Below are 16,619 nucleotides of genomic sequence, written 5' to 3'. Positions count from 1 at the left end.
GGAATGAAGAAATACAAAGTCTATGGCATCGGCAACGCGTTGCTGGATACGGAGATACAGATTCGCGATGAGGAACTGGGCAGACTCGGCGTGGACAAGGGCCTGATGACCCTGATCGACGACGCGCGCCGGCAGGAACTGCTCAATGGGCTGCAGGGACACCTGATCAAGGCCAACCACGCCAGCGGCGGCAGCGCCGGCAATTCGATGATCGCCACGGCGCTGTTCGGCGGCCCCACCTTCCTCAGCTGCAACGTGGCGGACGATGCCGACGGTGATCTGTATCTGTCGGACCTCGAGGCGGCGGGTGTGGATCATCCCCTGCGCGGCGACCGCTGCAGCGGCGCCACCGGCAAGTGCCTGGTACTCATCACGCCGGACGCCGAGCGCAGCATGAGCACCTGCCTCGGCGTGTCAGAGGCACTCTCGATCGAGCAGCTGGATCCACAGGCCCTGGAAAACGCCGAGTACCTGTACATGGAGGGCTACCTCGTTACCTCGCCCACGGGTCGAGCCGCGGCAATCCGCGCCCGGGAGCTGGCGGATGCCGCCGGCGTGCGCACCGCTATCAGCTTTTCCGACCCCGGCATCGTCGAGCACTTCCGCGACGGTCTGGCGGAAATGGTGGGGGACGGTGTCGACCTCGTCTTCTGCAACGAGGCCGAGGCATGCCGCTGGACGGGCGCTGACTCGCTCGACGTCGCCAGCGAGCGCCTGCGCAGCACGGCGCGGCAATTCGTTATCACCCGCGGTGGCGAGGGCTCCGTGTGCTTTGATGGCACTGCCCTGGCAGAGATCCCCGTGCATCGGGTCAAGGCGGTCGACAGCAACGGCGCCGGCGACATGTTTGCGGGCGCCTTCCTCTACGCCATTACCCGCGGCGAGGACTTTGCGACGGCAGGTCGATTTGCCAGCCTGGCCGCCGGCAACATTGTCGCCCAGTACGGTCCGCGACTGCGCGCGCACGACTACGCGGCACTGCGCCGGGAGTTCTTTGGCGATTGACCGGCGCTAACGCACACCGGGCTACCCAACCCGTAGCGCGTGACATAGAGTCATTACCTGATGGCAGTGAGAGAGGAGCAGCATGAAGAAGCCGGAGATCAAGACCGATCCGCTATACCAGTTACTGCGGCAGGAAGACATCAAGAGCTTCAATGAGCAGCGCGACAGCCTGGACACCAGCGAGCTCAGAAGTGGCGATTACCGGGGCCGGGATCTGCGCAACATGAATGCCTCGGGACTCGATTTTTCCAACGCCTACTTTCGCAACGCTGATCTGAGCGGCATCGATTTTCGCACCACCAATCTCGAAGGGGCGAGCCTTCTGGATGCCAAGCTGTCGGGCACCTACTTTCCCGCGGAGCTGACCGCTGAGGAAATCAGGCTGTCCCTGGATACCGGCACGCGCATGCGCTACCGCCGGAGCTGAGCTGCCCGGACGCTGCTGGCCCCTAAGGGCTGGCCAGCAGCGTCAGTGGCCTGTCAGCCACTGTCGAGCAGGTTGCGCAAATCGATGACCCCCGCATTGGCGCGGCTAAGATATGAGGCCATGACCAGCGAGTGATTGGCGAGAAAGCCGAAGCCGGTCCCGTTGAGGATTATCGGACTCCAGATAGCGTCCTGGGTGGGCTCCAGCTGGCGGATGATCTGCTTGAGACTGACCGTGGCGTTCTTGTTCTCCAGCACGTCCTCGAAGTCCGCAGACAGCGCACGCAGGAAATGCAGCAGCGCCCAGGCAGAGCCCCGGGCCTCGAAAAACACGTCGTCAAGCTCTGCCCACGGCGTTTTCACGTCCTGCTCCGGATCCGCCAGTGTCGATCGCAGTGCCCGCGGATCCCCGGTCAGCGAGGTACTCAGGCTGCGCTGACCGACGCTGGCGCTCAAGCGCTGTGACAGGCTGCCAAGCCGCGAGTTGACCATGGACAGGTAGTCGCGCAGGTTATCGGCGCGGGCGTAGAAGTCCGCATCGGGGTTTTCGGGCTGGGTCAGACGTTCAAGATAGCGACGGAAATACTTGAGGCCATCGCGATACTCGGATTCCGACGCCGGCAACAGCCAGCTGTTGGTCTGGAAGTTCAGGCGCGGCTCAGCGATCGCAAGATCCGGATCTTCCTTGGACTGGGACTGCGAACGACTCAACACCTCGCGCATGGCGCGCCCCAGGTCACGCGCCTGAATCAGCGCCCCGTACTCCCAGTTGGGCATGTTGTCCAGATACACGCCGGGGGGCATTCTGTCGTTGTAGAGAAACCCGCCGCGCTTCTCGAGCAGTGTTTCCACCACGCCAATCAGCGCGGCGGTGGTAACGGCACCGGTGGGCGGCGCCTCGGCACCGCGGGGTATGTATTTCGTAACCCGCGCATTGACATCAAAAGGCTCGGGCGCCGCACTCCACAGGACGCCGAGTACCAGTACCACCACCAGGTAGACCGCCAGTATCACAAGCAGCACCTTCAGCCAGCCTCCTTGGGGCACATAGTCATCAACCAGGTCCTGCACGCGCCGGGCGAAACCGGGCTTTGGCGCTGCAGCTTCCGATCTTGTGTCACTCATCGCAATGCTCCTCAATGATGATGGCGGGTCGCCGTGGCAGGACCATCCCGGCTGACCACGGCAGTCACACAGGCGGGGCCTGTCCGATCCAGCTCAAGGCATAGCTCAACATGATCGCCCGCCGCCGGCATGCGGGGCATGTCCCGAAGCATGAGATGATAGCCACCGGGCGCCAGCTCCACACGCTCGCCCGGCGCGACCTCCAGTGTCTCCACCTGCTGCATGCGCTGCATGCCCTCGCGCCTCACCGTGGTGTGAATCTCCACCCGCGGGCTGGCGTCCGAGCTGGCGCCAATCACGGTAATGGGCCGATCACCGTCATTTTCCAGCGTAAGATATCCGGCGGTCATACTCTGTGCGGTAGGCATCGCCCGTACCCAGGCACCGCTGATAATGGCGTCGCTCGACGCTACCCCCGACCACAGCAGTATGGCAGCAGCCGCAAGCGCACGGTTTGCAGTCATGTCAGTTCTCGTTTGCAGTCACTTTCCAGCGCCCAGTGTACCAGCAAGCGCAGGCGGACCGCCCAGTCTCGGCAACACATTGGGTGTCCGGCGCCGCGCTGCTACACTAGGCTTCCTTTACAGACATCCCGGTTCATCATGCGCGCCGCAATACAGCACCTGCTCTCACTGCCAATCCTGCTGCTGGGCTGCCTGATCCTGTCCGGTGCCGTGCCCGCCTCCGGGCAGGCGCTGCCCGACACTGCCGGACAGGCTGTCATGTCGCTTTCCGACAATACCACTGGCCCGGATTTCCTGCCGGTAGAGGAAGCGTACAGACTGGCCGTCGAGGTGGAGGATAGCGGCGACCTGCGACTGTACTGGCAGATTGCCGACGCCTATTACCTGTACCGCCACTCGCTGGAATTCTCTCTTACTGAAAATGGCGAGAAGATCGGTGTCGAAGCCAGCCTGCCCCCGGGACTCGACCGCACAGACGAGTTTTTTGGTGACGTCAGCGTCTATTATGATGATGCGGACATCAATCTGGCGCCCGCGAGGACGCCCGGGCAAGCCATACTGACCGTCACCTCACAGGGCTGCGCCGATGCCGGCCTCTGCTATCCGCCCCGCACACAGCAATTCGAGGTTGACTTCAACAGCGCCGCGGTGATAGCAACGACCGTCACGCCGCAGCGGCGGGGGCAGTCCGCCAGCCCCGGCGCCAGTGCAAGCGCCGCCAGTGCAACTGTCGCCACATTGCTCTACATGCTGCTGCTGGCCTTTGCCGGCGGCATCATTCTCAACCTCATGCCGTGCGTCTTTCCCATTCTGTCACTGAAAGTCTTTGCCTTCGCCCGCGCCGAGCCGAAGGAGCGCCACAGGCATGGCTGGTGGTATACCGCCGGCGTGGTGGCCAGCTTCCTGCTGGTGGCGGCCGTGCTGGTGGCCCTGCAGCAGGCGGGCCGCGCGATCGGCTGGGGCTTTCAACTGCAGTCGCCGGGATTCGTCATCGCCCTGGCCTACCTGTTCATCGCCATGGGGCTGTCGCTGTCCGGGCTGGTGCACTTCGGCGGCAACCTCATGAACGTCGGCAATAACCTGGCGCAGCAGGGTGGCAATACCGGAAGTTTTTTCACGGGCGTGCTTGCCGTCCTCGTGGCCAGCCCCTGCACGGCACCGTTCATGGGTACCGCTCTGGGATTTGCCCTGACCCAGCCACCAGCCATCGGCCTGGTGGTCTTCGCCGCGCTCGGTTTTGGCATGGCCTCGCCCCTGCTGCTGCTCAGCTACAGCAGCGCGGCGCGGCGATTGATGCCCTCCCCCGGGCCCTGGATGGAAACGCTCAAGCAGGCACTCGCCTTCCCGCTATATGCAACAGCCCTGTGGCTGTTCTGGGTGGCCGGGCGACAGACCGGCGTCGACACCATGACCATGGCCCTGCTGGGCGCACTGCTGCTGGCATTGGGCATGTGGCTCTGGGGGCCCGGCATGTTTCGCAAGGGCGCGGCCGCCGCCGCGCTGCTGCTGGCCATCGCGAGTGCCGGCTGGCGCGGGGAAGCGCCTGGCGCCGCCGGTCAGCTGGCGGATGGCCGCGTTGCCTGGTCTCCTGCCGCTGTGGCGGAAGCCCGGGCCAGCGGCCGTCCGGTGTTTGTCGATTTCACCGCCGACTGGTGCATTACCTGCCTGGCCAACGAGCGCACCGTCTTGCATACCAAAGATGCGAAGGCGCGCTTCGACGCCCACGACGTTGTCTACATGGTGGCGGACTGGACCAATCACGATGCCGGCATCGCCGAGTTCCTGGCGGAAATGGGCCGATCGGGGATTCCGCTGTACCTGCTCTATCCCGCCAACAGCGCCGCCGCGCCACTGGTGCTGCCGCAACTCCTGCGCAAGCAGCACCTCGTTGACGCCCTCGCGCAGCTGCCTGCCCGCTCGCCTGTCGCAGTACGCTGATACCGGGCGCCGAACCGGCACACCTGGCAACCTGTCCTGGGCTGCGCAGTGGCCGATGGCACTCCGGCAACACGCTTTACCGTGTCCTCGCTGGAAAAAGCCGGTAAAATCCGGAAAAACGCCAAGATCAATGGACAAAAACCGAGACTTGATTCACACTTCGAAAATTGCCAACGAGCAGGCAGTGAGCGCTAATGGCCAGCATACTTGTCATTCACGGACCCAACCTGAATCTCCTGGGAGATCGGGAGCCCGACGTATATGGCAGGACAAGCCTCGCCGACATTGATGCCCGGCTGCAGGAACAGGCCCGGGAAGCCGGACATCACGTGCTCAGTCTGCAGAGCAATTCCGAATCGGAACTGATAGAGCGCGTGCACGATGCGCGCCACGAAGGTGTCGACTTCATTGTCATCAACCCCGCAGCCTTCACGCACACCAGCGTGGCACTGCGCGACGCCCTGGCGGCCACCGCCATCCCGTTTATCGAGGTGCACCTGTCCAACGTGCACGCACGGGAGAGCTTTCGGCACCACTCGTATTTTTCCGACCTGGCACAGGGCGTCATCTGCGGGCTTGGTCCGGATGGCTACGAATTTGCACTGCAGGCGGCGCTGCGCCAGCTGAAACAATAACCCACAAACATCGCTGAAGAGAACGACTATGGATATTCGCAAGGTCAAGAAGCTGATCGAGTTGCTGGAAGAGTCCAACATCGATGAAATAGAGATCAAGGAAGGCGAGGAGTCCGTGCGCATCAGTCGCAATGGCGCGGCGGCGGCACAGCTTGCCCAGCCGGGCTATTACATGCCACAGCACGCACCGCAGCCTGCCCCGACAACACCGACGGGCCCGGGACCCGCGCCGAGCGTGACACCGGAGCCTCCGGAGGCTGCCGAGGAGAAGGGCCACAAGGTATTGTCGCCAATGGTCGGCACCTTCTATCGTTCACCCTCACCCTCCTCCCCCTCCTTCATTGAAGTCGGCAAAACCGTCAAAGAGGGTGACGTCCTGTGCATTGTGGAAGCCATGAAAATGATGAACCAGATCGAGTCCGATAAATCGGGCACGATTGCCGCCATCCTCGTCGAGAATGGCGAGCCTGTGGAATATGACCAGCCGCTGATCACCATCGTTTAGGGCCTGCGCCAATATCCTGCGCCAACCAGAGGAAGAGCGAATATGCTGGAAAAGGTCCTGATCGCGAACCGCGGCGAGATCGCCCTGCGAGTGCTGCGTGCCTGCAAGGAACTCGATATTCTCACCGTGGCGGTGCACTCAAGTGCCGATTCGGAACTCATGCACGTACGGCTGGCTGACGAGGCCATCTGCATTGGTCCGCCGGGTGCGTCCCAGAGCTATCTGCATGTGCCGGCAATTATCAGCGCGGCAGAAGTCAGCAACGCCGATGCCATCCATCCGGGCTACGGCTTTCTGTCGGAAAATGCGGATTTTGCCGAGCAGGTGGAGAAGAGCGGCTTTATTTTCATCGGCCCGCGCGCCGACACCATCCGGCTGATGGGCGACAAGGTCTCGGCCATTGCCGCCATGAAGGAAGCCGGTGTGCCGACAGTACCCGGCTCCGATGGCCCACTGCCTGACGACCCGGATGAAATTCTGGCCATTGCACGCCGGATCGGGTTCCCCGTGATCATCAAGGCAGCCGCCGGCGGTGGCGGCCGCGGCATGCGCGTGGTGCACAACGAGGCCGCATTGATCAACTCGGTGCACGTGACCCAGTCCGAGGCCGGCGCGGCCTTCGGCTCCAGCGTGGTGTATCTGGAGAAATTCCTGCAGAAGCCACGACACGTGGAGATACAGGTGCTGGCCGACGGCCAGGGCAATGCCATTCATCTCGCCGACCGCGACTGCTCGCTGCAGCGCCGACACCAGAAGGTTATCGAAGAGGCACCGGCCCCGGACATCGAAACCCATTTGCGTGAAGAGGTCGCCCAGGCCTGCGTCAATGCCTGCATCGAGATCGGCTATCGCGGCGCCGGCACCTTCGAATTTCTCTATGAGGACGGCGGCTTCTACTTCATCGAGATGAACACCCGCGTGCAGGTGGAGCATCCGGTCACGGAAATGGTTACCGGGGTCGACATCGTGCGCGAGCAGTTGCGCATCGCCGCCGGCCTGCCGCTGTCGGTGAAGCAGGAGGACGTGCACGTTCGCGGCCATGCCATCGAGTGTCGTATCAACGCGGAAGATCCGCACACCTTCATGCCCTCGCCGGGCACCATCACCACTTTCCACGCACCCGGCGGCCCGGGGATACGCGTCGACTCGCATATCTACGACGGGTATACCGTACCGCCATTCTATGACTCGCTGATCGCCAAGATCATCAGCTACGGAGAGACCAGGGACATCGCGATGGCGCGCATGCGTCAGGCGCTCGATGAGCTGATCATCCAGGGCATTCGCACCAATACCGCCCTGCACCGTGACCTGGTACGCGATGCCTCCTTCCGCGCCGGGGGTGTGAGTATTCACTACCTGGAAAGCAAGCTGGAAGACTGAGTCCACATGAGCTGGCTGCAGCTGCGACTGGACACCGACCCCGCCGCCAGCGCCACCCTGGAAGACACACTGCTGGCGGCGGGGGCCGTCGCGGTGACCCTCGAGGACAACGCCGACCAGCCGCTGCTGGAGCCTGGGGTCGGCGAAATGCCGCTGTGGCGGGAAACCCGCCTCACCGGCCTGTTCCCCGCCGACGCCGACATGGATGCCGTACTGGCACAGCTCGACCCGGCGCTGCTTTCGCGCTGCAACCAGCGCGTGGAAATACTGGAAGACAAGGACTGGGAGCGGGAGTGGATGCAGCACTACCGCCCCATGCAGTTCGGGCGCCGGCTGTGGGTCTGCCCGAGCTGGCTGCAGCCGCCGCAGCCGGATGCCGTCACCCTGCTGCTGGACCCCGGGCTGGCGTTCGGCACCGGCACCCACCCCACTACCGCCCTGTGCCTGACGGCACTGGACGCGCTGCCCCTCGACCAGGCCAGCGTGGTCGACTACGGCTGCGGCTCGGGCATTCTGGCGGTGGCGGCGGGTCGTCTGGGTGCGCGACGGCTGCTGTGTGTCGACAACGATCCCCAGGCGCTTGTCGCCACGCGGGATAACGCATCACGCAACGGCATCGCCGACGACGGCCTGGAAGTCGCCCTGCCCGGGGGTTACGACGACGCTCCCTGGCGGGGAACGTCAGACCTGGTGCTGGCGAATATTCTTGCGGGGCCGCTGCTGTCGCTGTCCGCCACCCTGCTCGCCTTCCTTCGCCCGGGAGGCACCTTGCTGCTGTCCGGCCTGCTCGCCTCGCAGGCAGAAGACGTCATCGCTCACTACCGATCGGCTATCCGCCTGACGGTTGCCGGGGAGCAGGACAACTGGGTCTGCCTGCGGGGCCAGCTTCCCGCCCGCTGACCCCGCGAGCTGGCGATTTTCTGACCAACGCGGCTTTATCCGCAACCGGCGCTCGCGTATCATTGCTCGTCCGTAAACGGACAGTCCTGGCGCATGTTTCAGATCGGCCCCCACAAGCTGGCAACGCCCGTGGCCCTCGCCCCGATGGCCGGCGTCACCGACCTGCCTTTCCGGCGTCTGTGCCTGCGTTACGGTGCCGGTATTGCCGTGGCCGAGATGATTGGCTCCGATCCCCGCCTGCGCAACTCGCGCAAGACACAGCTGCGCAGCCGGCATGATGCTGAAATCATGCCGCGTGCGGTGCAGATCGTCGGCAACGACCCCGAGGCCATGGCCGCCGCCGCGCGCTACAACGTGACGCTGGGCGCGCAGATTATCGACATCAACATGGGCTGCCCCGCGAAGAAAGTCTGCCGCAAGGCCGCGGGATCCGCGCTGCTGGCAGATGAGGCGCTGGTGGCCGACATTCTCAGGGCGGTGGTTGCAGCCGTCGAGGTACCGGTCACACTGAAGATCCGCACCGGCACCCGCCCGGAAGCACGCAATGGCGTGAGCATCGCGCGCATCGCCGAAGATGCGGGCATCGCCGCGCTGGCGGTGCATGGCCGCACGCGGGCCTGCGCGTTTCGCGGGGAAGCGGAATACGACACGATTGCCCGCATTGCCGCGGCGGTGGCGATTCCCGTATGGGCCAACGGCGATATTGACAGCCCGCAGCGCGCTGCCGAGGTGCTCGCCCATACCGGCGCAGCAGGCGTCATGATCGGTCGCGCCGCGCAGGGGCAACCCTGGCTCTGCGGACAGATCGCCGACTTTATCCAGCACGGAAGGCTGAAACCGGCGCCGTCCATCGACGAGCAGCTGGCGGTCCTGGCCGAGCATCTCGGGGAGCTGCACCGGTTTTATGGCGAGGTCATGGGTGTGCGCATCGCCCGCAAGCACGCTGGCTGGTATTTCGAAGCAGCCGGGCTGGGCTGCGATGCCCGTCGCCGCTTCAACCCGCTGCAGACGCCCGCCGACCAGCTCGCCGTAATCCAGGAACTGTTCAGCCAGCGATCGCGACCGCAGCGCGAGCTTGCCGCATGACGCGACCGGCACCGACGCCATCGAAACGCAAAGGCGGCAGCACCCGCGCGGCTGCGAAAACCGCGCGCCAGACTCCGACGGCCGCTACGAAGAAAGGCTCGCTGAATGGCAGCGGCGCCCCGGCAGAACAGCGCGGAGGGCTGCTTCACGAGACGGTAACCGCCTGCGTCAGGCAGTATCTTGCAGAGATCGACGGTGAACCCACCACGGACTTCTACCAGCTGGTTCTGTCCCAGGTCGAGCCACCGCTCCTGCGCGAGGTCATGGCCTACACCCGCCACAATCAGACCCGCGCCGCAGAGCTGCTAGGGCTGAATCGCGGCACCCTGCGCAAGAAGCTGCGCCAGTACGATATTTCATCCGACAGCCCATAAGGCCCCGACACGCTCATGACCACACCTTCCCTGATACCCGTCAGACGCGCCCTGATCAGCGTTTCTGACAAGACCGGCATTGTCGACTTTGCGCAGGCGCTGCGCGACATGAACGTGGAGCTGCTGTCCACCGGTGGCACCTACCGGCTGCTCAGTGACGCCGGCCTCGACGTCACCGAGGTGTCAGCCTACACCGGCTTCCCCGAGATGATGGACGGCCGCGTCAAGACCCTGCACCCCAGGGTGCACGGCGGGATTCTCGGCCGTCGCGGCCAGGACGATGCGGTGATGAGCGAGCACGGCATCACCCCCATCGACATGGTGGTCGTCAACCTCTACCCCTTTGAGCAGACCGTCGCGCGACCCGACTGCAGCCTGGAAGAGGCCATCGAGAACATCGATATCGGCGGGCCCACCATGGTGCGCGCAGCGGCCAAGAACCATCCGTTTGTGACCATTGTGACCCAGAGCGACGACTACGGGCGCGTGCTCGAGGAAATGCGCGGCAATGGAGGCGCCACGCGCCCGGAAACCCGCTTTGATCTGGCGGTGCGCGCCTACGAGCACACGGCCGCCTACGACGGCGCCATCGCCAACTACCTGGGCACCCGCGTGAACGGCGGCAGCGAAGACTTCCCTCGCACCCTCAATCTGCAGTTCCAGCAGGTGCAGGCCATGCGCTATGGCGAGAACCCGCACCAGCGGGCCGCCTTTTACCGGGAGAGAACGCACGCGGAACACAAGCCTGGCGTCGCCTGCATTGCTACCGCCCGCCAGCTGCAGGGCAAGGCGCTGTCCTATAACAACGTTGCCGACACCGATGCTGCGCTGGAGTGTGTCAAGACCTTCAGCGAACCGACCTGCGTCATCGTCAAGCACGCCAATCCCTGCGGCGTGGCCAGCGGCGGCTCCCTGCTCGAGGCCTACCAGCGCGCCTTCGCCACCGACCCGGAATCCGCGTTTGGCGGTATCATTGCCTTCAATCGCGAGCTGGATGCCGACACCGCACGCTGTATTGTCGAGCAGCAGTTTGTCGAGGTGATCATTGCGCCGCGAATCAGTGACGCCGCCGCCGAGGCCGTTGCCAGCAAGAAAAACGTGCGTCTGCTCGCCTGCGGTGAATTCGGCGACATCGTGGCGGACAGGGATTTCAAGCGCGTCAGCGGCGGCCTGCTGGTGCAGGATCGCGATCTCGGCAGCGTCACCGAAGACGATCTGCGGGTCGTCAGCCGCGCTCAGCCCGACGCCGGTCAGCTGCAGGACCTGCTGTTTGCATGGAAAGTCGCGAAATACGTCAAGTCCAATGCCATCATCTACGCCCGCCAGGCCCAGACCATCGGTGTCGGCGCCGGCCAGATGAGTCGCGTCAACTCGGCACGCATCGGCATCATCAAGGCCGAACAGGCGGGCCTGATTGTCAGCGGCTCCGTCATGGCATCGGATGCGTTCTTCCCGTTCCGGGACGGCATCGACAACGCCGCGGCGGCGGGCGTCAGCGCCATTATCCAGCCGGGAGGCTCCCTCCGGGACGATGAGGTGATTGCCGCGGCGGATGAGCACGGCATCGCCATGGTCTTCACCGGCATGCGCCACTTCCGACACTGATCAACAGCAGGACACAGCAGCCATGAACGTACTGGTATTGGGCGGTGGCGGGCGCGAGCACGCACTTGCCTGGAAACTCGCGGCATCACCGCGCGTCGCGACTGTCTATGTGGCACCCGGCAATGCCGGCACAGCGCGCGAACCGGGGGTGCAGAACGTCTCGCTGGACTCCAGGGATTTCGCCGCCCTCGCCGACTTCGCGACGGGACACGATATTGCTCTTACCGTGGTTGGCCCGGAAGCGCCGCTGGTGGATGGCGTCGTGGATTTTTTCACCGAGCGTGGCCTGCGCTGCTTTGGTCCCAGTGCGGCGGCGGCACAACTTGAGGGCTCCAAATCCTTTACCAAGGCCTTTCTCGATCGCCACGGCATTCCCACCGCGGCCTATGCCTGCTTTACCGAACTGCAGCCGGCACTGGACTACCTTCGAGAACAGGGCGCACCGATTGTCGTCAAGGCCGATGGCCTTGCTGCCGGCAAGGGTGTGGTGGTAGCGACGACGCTGAATGAGGCGGAAGCTGCCGTCACTGACATGCTGTCGGGAAATGCCCTGGGGGCTGCGGGTGCGCGGGTGGTCATCGAGGAATTCCTTGATGGCGAGGAGGCCAGCTTCATTGTCATGGCAGACGGCAGCAACGTCCTGCCCCTGGCCACCAGCCAGGACCACAAGCGCATCGGTGAAGGCGACACCGGTCCGAACACCGGCGGCATGGGAGCCTATTCCCCGGCACCGGTAGTGGACGCCATTACCCATGAGCGGATCATGAACGAGGTCATTCTGCCCACCGTGCGCGGCATGGCGGCGGAAGGCATACCCTACACCGGCTTTTTATACGCCGGTCTGATGATTACCGCCGACGGCACGCCGAAAGTGATCGAGTTCAACTGTCGCTTCGGCGACCCGGAGACGCAGCCGGTGCTCATGCGTCTGCGCTCCGATCTGCTGTTCCTGTGCGACCAGGCCCTGGACGGCGAACTGGACAAGGCCGTGATTGACTGGGACACGCGCTGCGCCATCGGCGTGGTCCTCGCCGCCGAGGGTTATCCGGGGTCTTATCGCAAGGGCGATACCATTACCGGTCTCGACGCTGCATGGCCCGAGGAGGTCAAGGTCTTCCACGCCGGCACCGGCGTATCGGGGGATTCTGTGGTCACCAATGGCGGGCGCGTACTCTGTGTGACCGCCCTGGGCGAGGACATCAGGGTCGCGCGGGAGCGCTGCTACCGGGCCATCGACGATATCCACTGGCAGGGAATGGTGGTGCGACACGACATTGGATGGCGAGCCCTCGCGCGCTATAGTTGAATACCGCGTCTCTCGAGGACATGCACGTGAGTGACAGCAGCCGCACTTCCGATATCAGCCCGCGGAGCCACCGCCGTCACGATGCCGGCGCAGGCGTTGGCGCCCGACGCCCGCCCGAAGGTCGCAGACTCTCGCTGCTGGACCGCGTGATCAGCGAGGCCGACACCGTGATGCGCACACTGGCCAATCGCGGCAACAGCGCGGGCCGCGAATCTCCCGCCACCGGTCACAGCGAGTCACGGCTCAGCGAGCGCGAGCGGCGCCACGTTGCCGGGCTCATGCGCGTCAATCACACTGGCGAGGTCTGCGCCCAGGCCCTCTATCAGGGTCAGGCCCTGACAGCGCGCCTGCCCACGGTTCGCGAGGAAATGCGCGAGGCCGCAGCGGAAGAAATTGACCACCTGGTCTGGTGCGCCGAGCGACTGCGCGAGCTTGGCAGTCGCCCGAGCGCCCTCAACCCTGCCTGGTATGGCCTTTCCTTCACGCTGGGCGCGGTCGCCGGCGCGATTGGTGACAAGGTGAGTCTGGGGTTTGTCGCCGCCACGGAAGAGCGTGTCTGCAACCACCTCAAGGAGCACCTGCGCCAGCTGCCGGATGATGACCGAAAGTCGCAGCTGATTCTCCAGCAGATGCTGCAAGATGAGCAGCGCCATGGCGACAACGCTCTGGCAGCCGGCGGCGCGGATTTCCCGCGCCCGGTGAAAGAGGTCATGGCGCTGGTGTCGCAGGTCATGACGCGCAGCAGTTACTGGGTCTGAGGCGCGTCGGCGGCCACAATCTCCAGGCTGTGGGTAATCTCGACCCCTGCCGCACCCAGCATGATCGAGGCGGAGCAGTACTTTTCTGCCGACAGCTCCACCGCACGCTGCACCTGGCTTTCTTTCAATGAATGCCCCGTCACTACAAAGTGCATGTTGATCCGGGTGAACACCGCAGGCACAGCATCGGCGCGCTCGGCCTGCAGCTCTACCCGGCAATCCGTTACCGCCTGACGCGATTTTCTGAGCATGCTCAGCACGTCGTAGATGGAGCAGCCGCCGGTGCCCAGCAGCAGCATTTCCATCGGCCTCACCGCATGGTTGCGCCCGCCCAGGTCCTCTGGCCCGTCCATGACCACCGTGTGTCCACTGCCCGACTCGCCCACAAACATGGCCCCGTCCAGCCACTTCACCGTTGCCTGCATTTATCACTCCCCAGACTGATCAGTGCCTCGCACCGAAAAGCCCTAGTCTAAACCATTTTTACTCGTCGCCCGCGTGGGTTATGATCGAGTCGCTTTTGTAGACACAGGTGACAGCATCCATGGTTCTCAGGCCCCAGGTGATCAACGCCCTGCCGAACATCGAGCAATTCCTCCGTTTCTGCCAGAACAAGGAATACAAGGCAAAAAGCGTCATCCTCGAACAGGGTGAGGCCAGTGATCGGCTGTTTCTGATCCTTGACGGCTCCGTTTCCGTGCTGGTCCAGGACGAGGACGATGAAGACCACAAGATGGTCGTCAGCTACCTGAATATGGCGGATTTCTTTGGCGAGATGGGGCTTTTTGACGACAGCGAGCAGGAGCGGAGCGCCTTTGTGGAGGCTCGCACGCACTGTGTGGTGGCCGAGATTTCCTACGAACGCTTCCTGCAGATCAAGGATCGCTTCCCCGACATCCTGTTCGCCATTGCCCGGCAGATGGCCGTGCGGCTGCGACGCACCACGGTAAAGCTGCGCGATCTCGCCTTTGTCGACGTGTCCGGGCGTATCGCCCATACCCTGCTCGACCTGAGCAAGCAGCCCGATGCCATGACCCATCCTGATGGCATGCAGATCAAGATTACCCGTCAGGAGCTGGGCAAGATTGCGGGCTGCTCCCGGGAAATGGCGGGGCGCGTGCTCAAAGCGCTGGATGAAAACGGGCTGGTGTCGGTGTCAGGCAAGACCATTGTGGTGTACGGCACCCGCTGAACCGTCCTGGTAGGCGACGCCTCCTCGGCAATGCGCGCACCGGGAGAGTTAAGCGAGGTCAGACAGACCGAGCTCAGGCAAACAGCTCACGCAATTTCTCTCCGGGCTCCTTCGCCCGCATAAAGGCCTCTCCCACGAGAAAGGCGTTTACACCGGCATCCCGCATGCGCGCAACATCTTCGCGAGTGTGTATCGCACTCTCCGTGATCACCGTCCGGTCGGCAGGCACATGGGGCAGCAGCGCGAATGTCGTGTCGAGTGTCGAAGTGAAGGTACGCAGATCGCGGTTATTGATGCCCAGCAGCCTGGATTTCACGTCGAGCGCGCGATCCAGCTCGGCGCGGTCGTGGATTTCCACCAGCACGTCGCAGCCAACCTCGGTTGCCGCCGCGGCGAGCTCGAGCATCTGCTCCTGCTCCAGAGCCGCAACGATCAGCAGAATGGCATCGGCACCGAGGGCGCGGGCCTCCACCACCTGATAGGGATCGATGACAAAATCCTTGCGCAACACCGGCAGCCCGCAGGCAGCACGAGCCTCACGCAGATAGTCATCGGCGCCCTGGAAAAAGTCGACATCGGTCAACACCGACAGGCAGGCGGCACCGCCGCGCTCATAGCTTGCGGCGATCTGCGGCGGATCAAAGTCCGGGCGAATGAGGCCCTTGCTGGGCGATGCCTTCTTCACCTCGGCAATCACCGCGGAACGTGGCTCACCCGCAGCGTCCTGCACCGCCCCGGCAAAGCCCCGCGGCGCCGACTGCTCGGTAATGGCCGACTCGAGGGATGCCAGCGATCGCCTGCCACGTCGCTCGCTGACCTCTTCACGCTTTCGACGCAGAATATCCCGCAGTACAGCGGGTACGCGGGTAGCCGCCATCACTCGCGTTCCTCCCTCATGAGTTTCGTAAAATCGATAAAGGCCTTGAGCTTTTCCCCCGCCTGTCCGGTGGCGATCAGGTCCTCGGCCATCCTCACTCCATCGCGAATGCTGCCGGCAATACCGCTGACATAGATGGTGGCGCCGGCATTCAGCGCAATCAGATCAGCCGCTTTGCCTGCCGAGGCCTGGCCACCCAGGGCCGCGCGGATAAGCGCCGCAGACTCCTCGGCGCTGGCCACCGACAACCCATCGAGAGATTGCGCCTGCAGGCCGAAATCTTCCGGCGCAATCTCGTAGCTGCGCACGACACCATCGTACAGTTCTGCAACCCGGGTTGGTCCGGAAAGCGCAATCTCATCAAGACCGCCGTCGCCATGGACGACCAGCACGTGCACGCTTCCCAGCGCTTTCATCGCGCCGGCGAGTGGCTCACACAGCGCGGCGTCGAACACGCCAATCACCTGCCGCTTCACACCGGCGGGGTTGGTCAGTGGACCCAGAACATTGAACAGGGTACGCAGGCCCAGCTCGCGGCGCGGACCCACCGCGTGGCGCATGGCGCTGTGATAGACCGGCGCGAACATGAAGCCCACACCCACCTCGTTGATGGCGCGGGCCACTTCCGTCGGAGTCAGGTCCAGCGGGGCTCCCAGCGTCTCCAGCACATCCGAGCTGCCGCTGGTGCTGGAAACCGAACGATTGCCGTGCTTGGCCACCTGCGCACCCGCCGCCGCGACCACAAAGGTAGCGGCAGTGGAAACGTTGAACAGATTGGCACCGTCGCCACCGGTACCCACCAGGTCCACCAGATTGTCGCCGCTCACCGGAACCGGTGTTGCCAGACTGCGCATCACCGCTGCCGCCGCGGCGATCTCATCGATGGTTTCACCCTTCATGCGCAACGCCATGAGCAGTGCGCCGATCTGCGCATCCGTGGCGGCGCCCGACATGACCTCGGTCATGACGGACGTCATGTCCTCGCGGCTGAGGTCCTGTCGCTCGGCAAGCACCGACAGGGCTTTCTTGATCTGCATTCT

At 64.0% G+C, this 16,619-nt stretch carries 18 protein-coding genes; 13 read left to right on the top strand and 5 right to left on the bottom strand.

The window, feature by feature from the left end; translation table 11 throughout:
- Nucleotides 1–3: 3 nt before the first annotated feature.
- Both EV688_RS15645 and EV688_RS15640 read left to right on the top strand, forming a co-directional pair.
- Nucleotides 4–1,005, top strand: a complete 1,002-nt coding sequence (locus tag EV688_RS15645; RefSeq protein ID WP_117319434.1) for an adenosine kinase — start codon at nt 4–6, stop codon at nt 1,003–1,005.
- 82 nt (nt 1,006–1,087) lie between these two features.
- Entirely contained in the window at nt 1,088–1,432 is a 345-nt protein-coding gene (locus EV688_RS15640; protein ID WP_117319435.1) for a pentapeptide repeat-containing protein, read from the top strand.
- 53 nt (nt 1,433–1,485) lie between these two features.
- On the opposite strand, the gene EV688_RS15635 is transcribed toward EV688_RS15640, so the two are convergent.
- Together EV688_RS15635 and EV688_RS15630 are read right to left on the bottom strand one after the other, a co-directional pair.
- Nucleotides 1,486–2,556 carry a DUF2333 family protein gene (locus EV688_RS15635; protein WP_117319436.1) on the bottom strand — a complete coding sequence of 357 codons (1,071 nt, stop codon included), beginning with the start codon at nt 2,554–2,556 and terminating at the stop codon, nt 1,486–1,488.
- An 11-nt stretch (nt 2,557–2,567) separates the two neighbouring features.
- Nucleotides 2,568–3,020, bottom strand: coding sequence for a copper chaperone PCu(A)C (locus EV688_RS15630; RefSeq protein ID WP_117319437.1), 453 nt, complete (start codon nt 3,018–3,020; stop codon nt 2,568–2,570).
- Between the two features lie 138 nt (nt 3,021–3,158).
- On the opposite strand from EV688_RS15630, the gene EV688_RS15625 reads away from it, so the two are divergent.
- The 10 genes from EV688_RS15625 to coq7 all read left to right on the top strand — a co-directional run bounded on the left by EV688_RS15625 (nt 3,159) and on the right by coq7 (nt 13,510).
- Nucleotides 3,159–4,958, top strand: coding sequence for a protein-disulfide reductase DsbD family protein (locus EV688_RS15625; RefSeq protein WP_240624455.1), 1,800 nt, complete (start codon nt 3,159–3,161; stop codon nt 4,956–4,958).
- A gap of 194 nt (nt 4,959–5,152) precedes the next feature.
- Nucleotides 5,153–5,593 carry a type II 3-dehydroquinate dehydratase gene (aroQ, locus tag EV688_RS15620; RefSeq protein WP_117319438.1) on the top strand — a complete coding sequence of 147 codons (441 nt, stop codon included), beginning with the start codon at nt 5,153–5,155 and terminating at the stop codon, nt 5,591–5,593.
- Between the two features lie 28 nt (nt 5,594–5,621).
- A complete protein-coding gene (accB, locus tag EV688_RS15615) occupies nt 5,622–6,098 on the top strand; it encodes an acetyl-CoA carboxylase biotin carboxyl carrier protein (RefSeq protein WP_117319439.1) in 477 nt (158 codons plus the stop codon).
- 42 nt (nt 6,099–6,140) lie between these two features.
- Nucleotides 6,141–7,481, top strand: coding sequence for an acetyl-CoA carboxylase biotin carboxylase subunit (gene accC, locus EV688_RS15610; RefSeq protein ID WP_117319440.1), 1,341 nt, complete (start codon nt 6,141–6,143; stop codon nt 7,479–7,481).
- A 6-nt stretch (nt 7,482–7,487) separates the two neighbouring features.
- Nucleotides 7,488–8,381, top strand: a complete 894-nt coding sequence (gene prmA / locus EV688_RS15605; protein WP_117319441.1) for a 50S ribosomal protein L11 methyltransferase — start codon at nt 7,488–7,490, stop codon at nt 8,379–8,381.
- A gap of 93 nt (nt 8,382–8,474) precedes the next feature.
- Nucleotides 8,475–9,467 (top strand): tRNA dihydrouridine synthase DusB, encoded by a 993-nt coding sequence (gene dusB, locus EV688_RS15600; protein WP_117319442.1) that lies wholly within the window; start codon nt 8,475–8,477, stop codon nt 9,465–9,467.
- A complete protein-coding gene (gene fis, locus EV688_RS17810; protein WP_117319443.1) occupies nt 9,464–9,841 on the top strand; it encodes a DNA-binding transcriptional regulator Fis in 378 nt (125 codons plus the stop codon). The genes dusB and fis overlap by 4 nt, the downstream gene beginning before the upstream one ends.
- Nucleotides 9,842–9,856: 15 nt before the next feature.
- Nucleotides 9,857–11,446 carry a bifunctional phosphoribosylaminoimidazolecarboxamide formyltransferase/IMP cyclohydrolase gene (gene purH, locus EV688_RS15590; RefSeq protein ID WP_117319444.1) on the top strand — a complete coding sequence of 530 codons (1,590 nt, stop codon included), beginning with the start codon at nt 9,857–9,859 and terminating at the stop codon, nt 11,444–11,446.
- Between the two features lie 22 nt (nt 11,447–11,468).
- On the top strand, nt 11,469–12,752 hold the full coding sequence (gene purD, locus EV688_RS15585) for a phosphoribosylamine--glycine ligase (RefSeq protein WP_117319445.1): 1,284 nt from the start codon (nt 11,469–11,471) through the stop codon (nt 12,750–12,752).
- Nucleotides 12,753–12,922: 170 nt separating this feature from the next.
- The gene (coq7, locus tag EV688_RS15580; RefSeq protein WP_240624459.1) at nt 12,923–13,510 is read left to right on the top strand and encodes a 2-polyprenyl-3-methyl-6-methoxy-1,4-benzoquinone monooxygenase; all 588 of its coding nucleotides are present in this window, start codon (nt 12,923–12,925) and stop codon (nt 13,508–13,510) included.
- Here the strand turns inward: coq7 and EV688_RS15575 are convergent.
- Nucleotides 13,498–13,935 (bottom strand): OsmC family protein, encoded by a 438-nt coding sequence (locus EV688_RS15575; RefSeq protein WP_117319446.1) that lies wholly within the window; start codon nt 13,933–13,935, stop codon nt 13,498–13,500. The genes coq7 and EV688_RS15575 overlap by 13 nt on opposite strands.
- Nucleotides 13,936–14,054: 119 nt before the next feature.
- On the opposite strand from EV688_RS15575, the gene crp reads away from it, so the two are divergent.
- Nucleotides 14,055–14,702, top strand: coding sequence for a cAMP-activated global transcriptional regulator CRP (gene crp / locus EV688_RS15570; protein WP_117319447.1), 648 nt, complete (start codon nt 14,055–14,057; stop codon nt 14,700–14,702).
- A gap of 73 nt (nt 14,703–14,775) precedes the next feature.
- On the opposite strand, the gene trpC is transcribed toward crp, so the two are convergent.
- The gene (gene trpC / locus EV688_RS15565; RefSeq protein WP_117319448.1) at nt 14,776–15,579 is read right to left on the bottom strand and encodes an indole-3-glycerol phosphate synthase TrpC; all 804 of its coding nucleotides are present in this window, start codon (nt 15,577–15,579) and stop codon (nt 14,776–14,778) included.
- Nucleotides 15,579–16,616, bottom strand: coding sequence for an anthranilate phosphoribosyltransferase (gene trpD, locus EV688_RS15560; protein WP_117319449.1), 1,038 nt, complete (start codon nt 16,614–16,616; stop codon nt 15,579–15,581). Before trpD ends, trpC begins: the two co-directional genes overlap by 1 nt.
- Nucleotides 16,617–16,619 lie beyond the last annotated feature (3 nt).

This window comes from Chromatocurvus halotolerans (assembly GCF_004340525.1).
GTDB lineage: Bacteria > Pseudomonadota > Gammaproteobacteria > Pseudomonadales > Halieaceae > Chromatocurvus > Chromatocurvus halotolerans.
The sequence above is the reverse complement of the archived record's forward strand: the minus strand, read 5'-3'. Positions and strand labels throughout refer to the sequence as shown.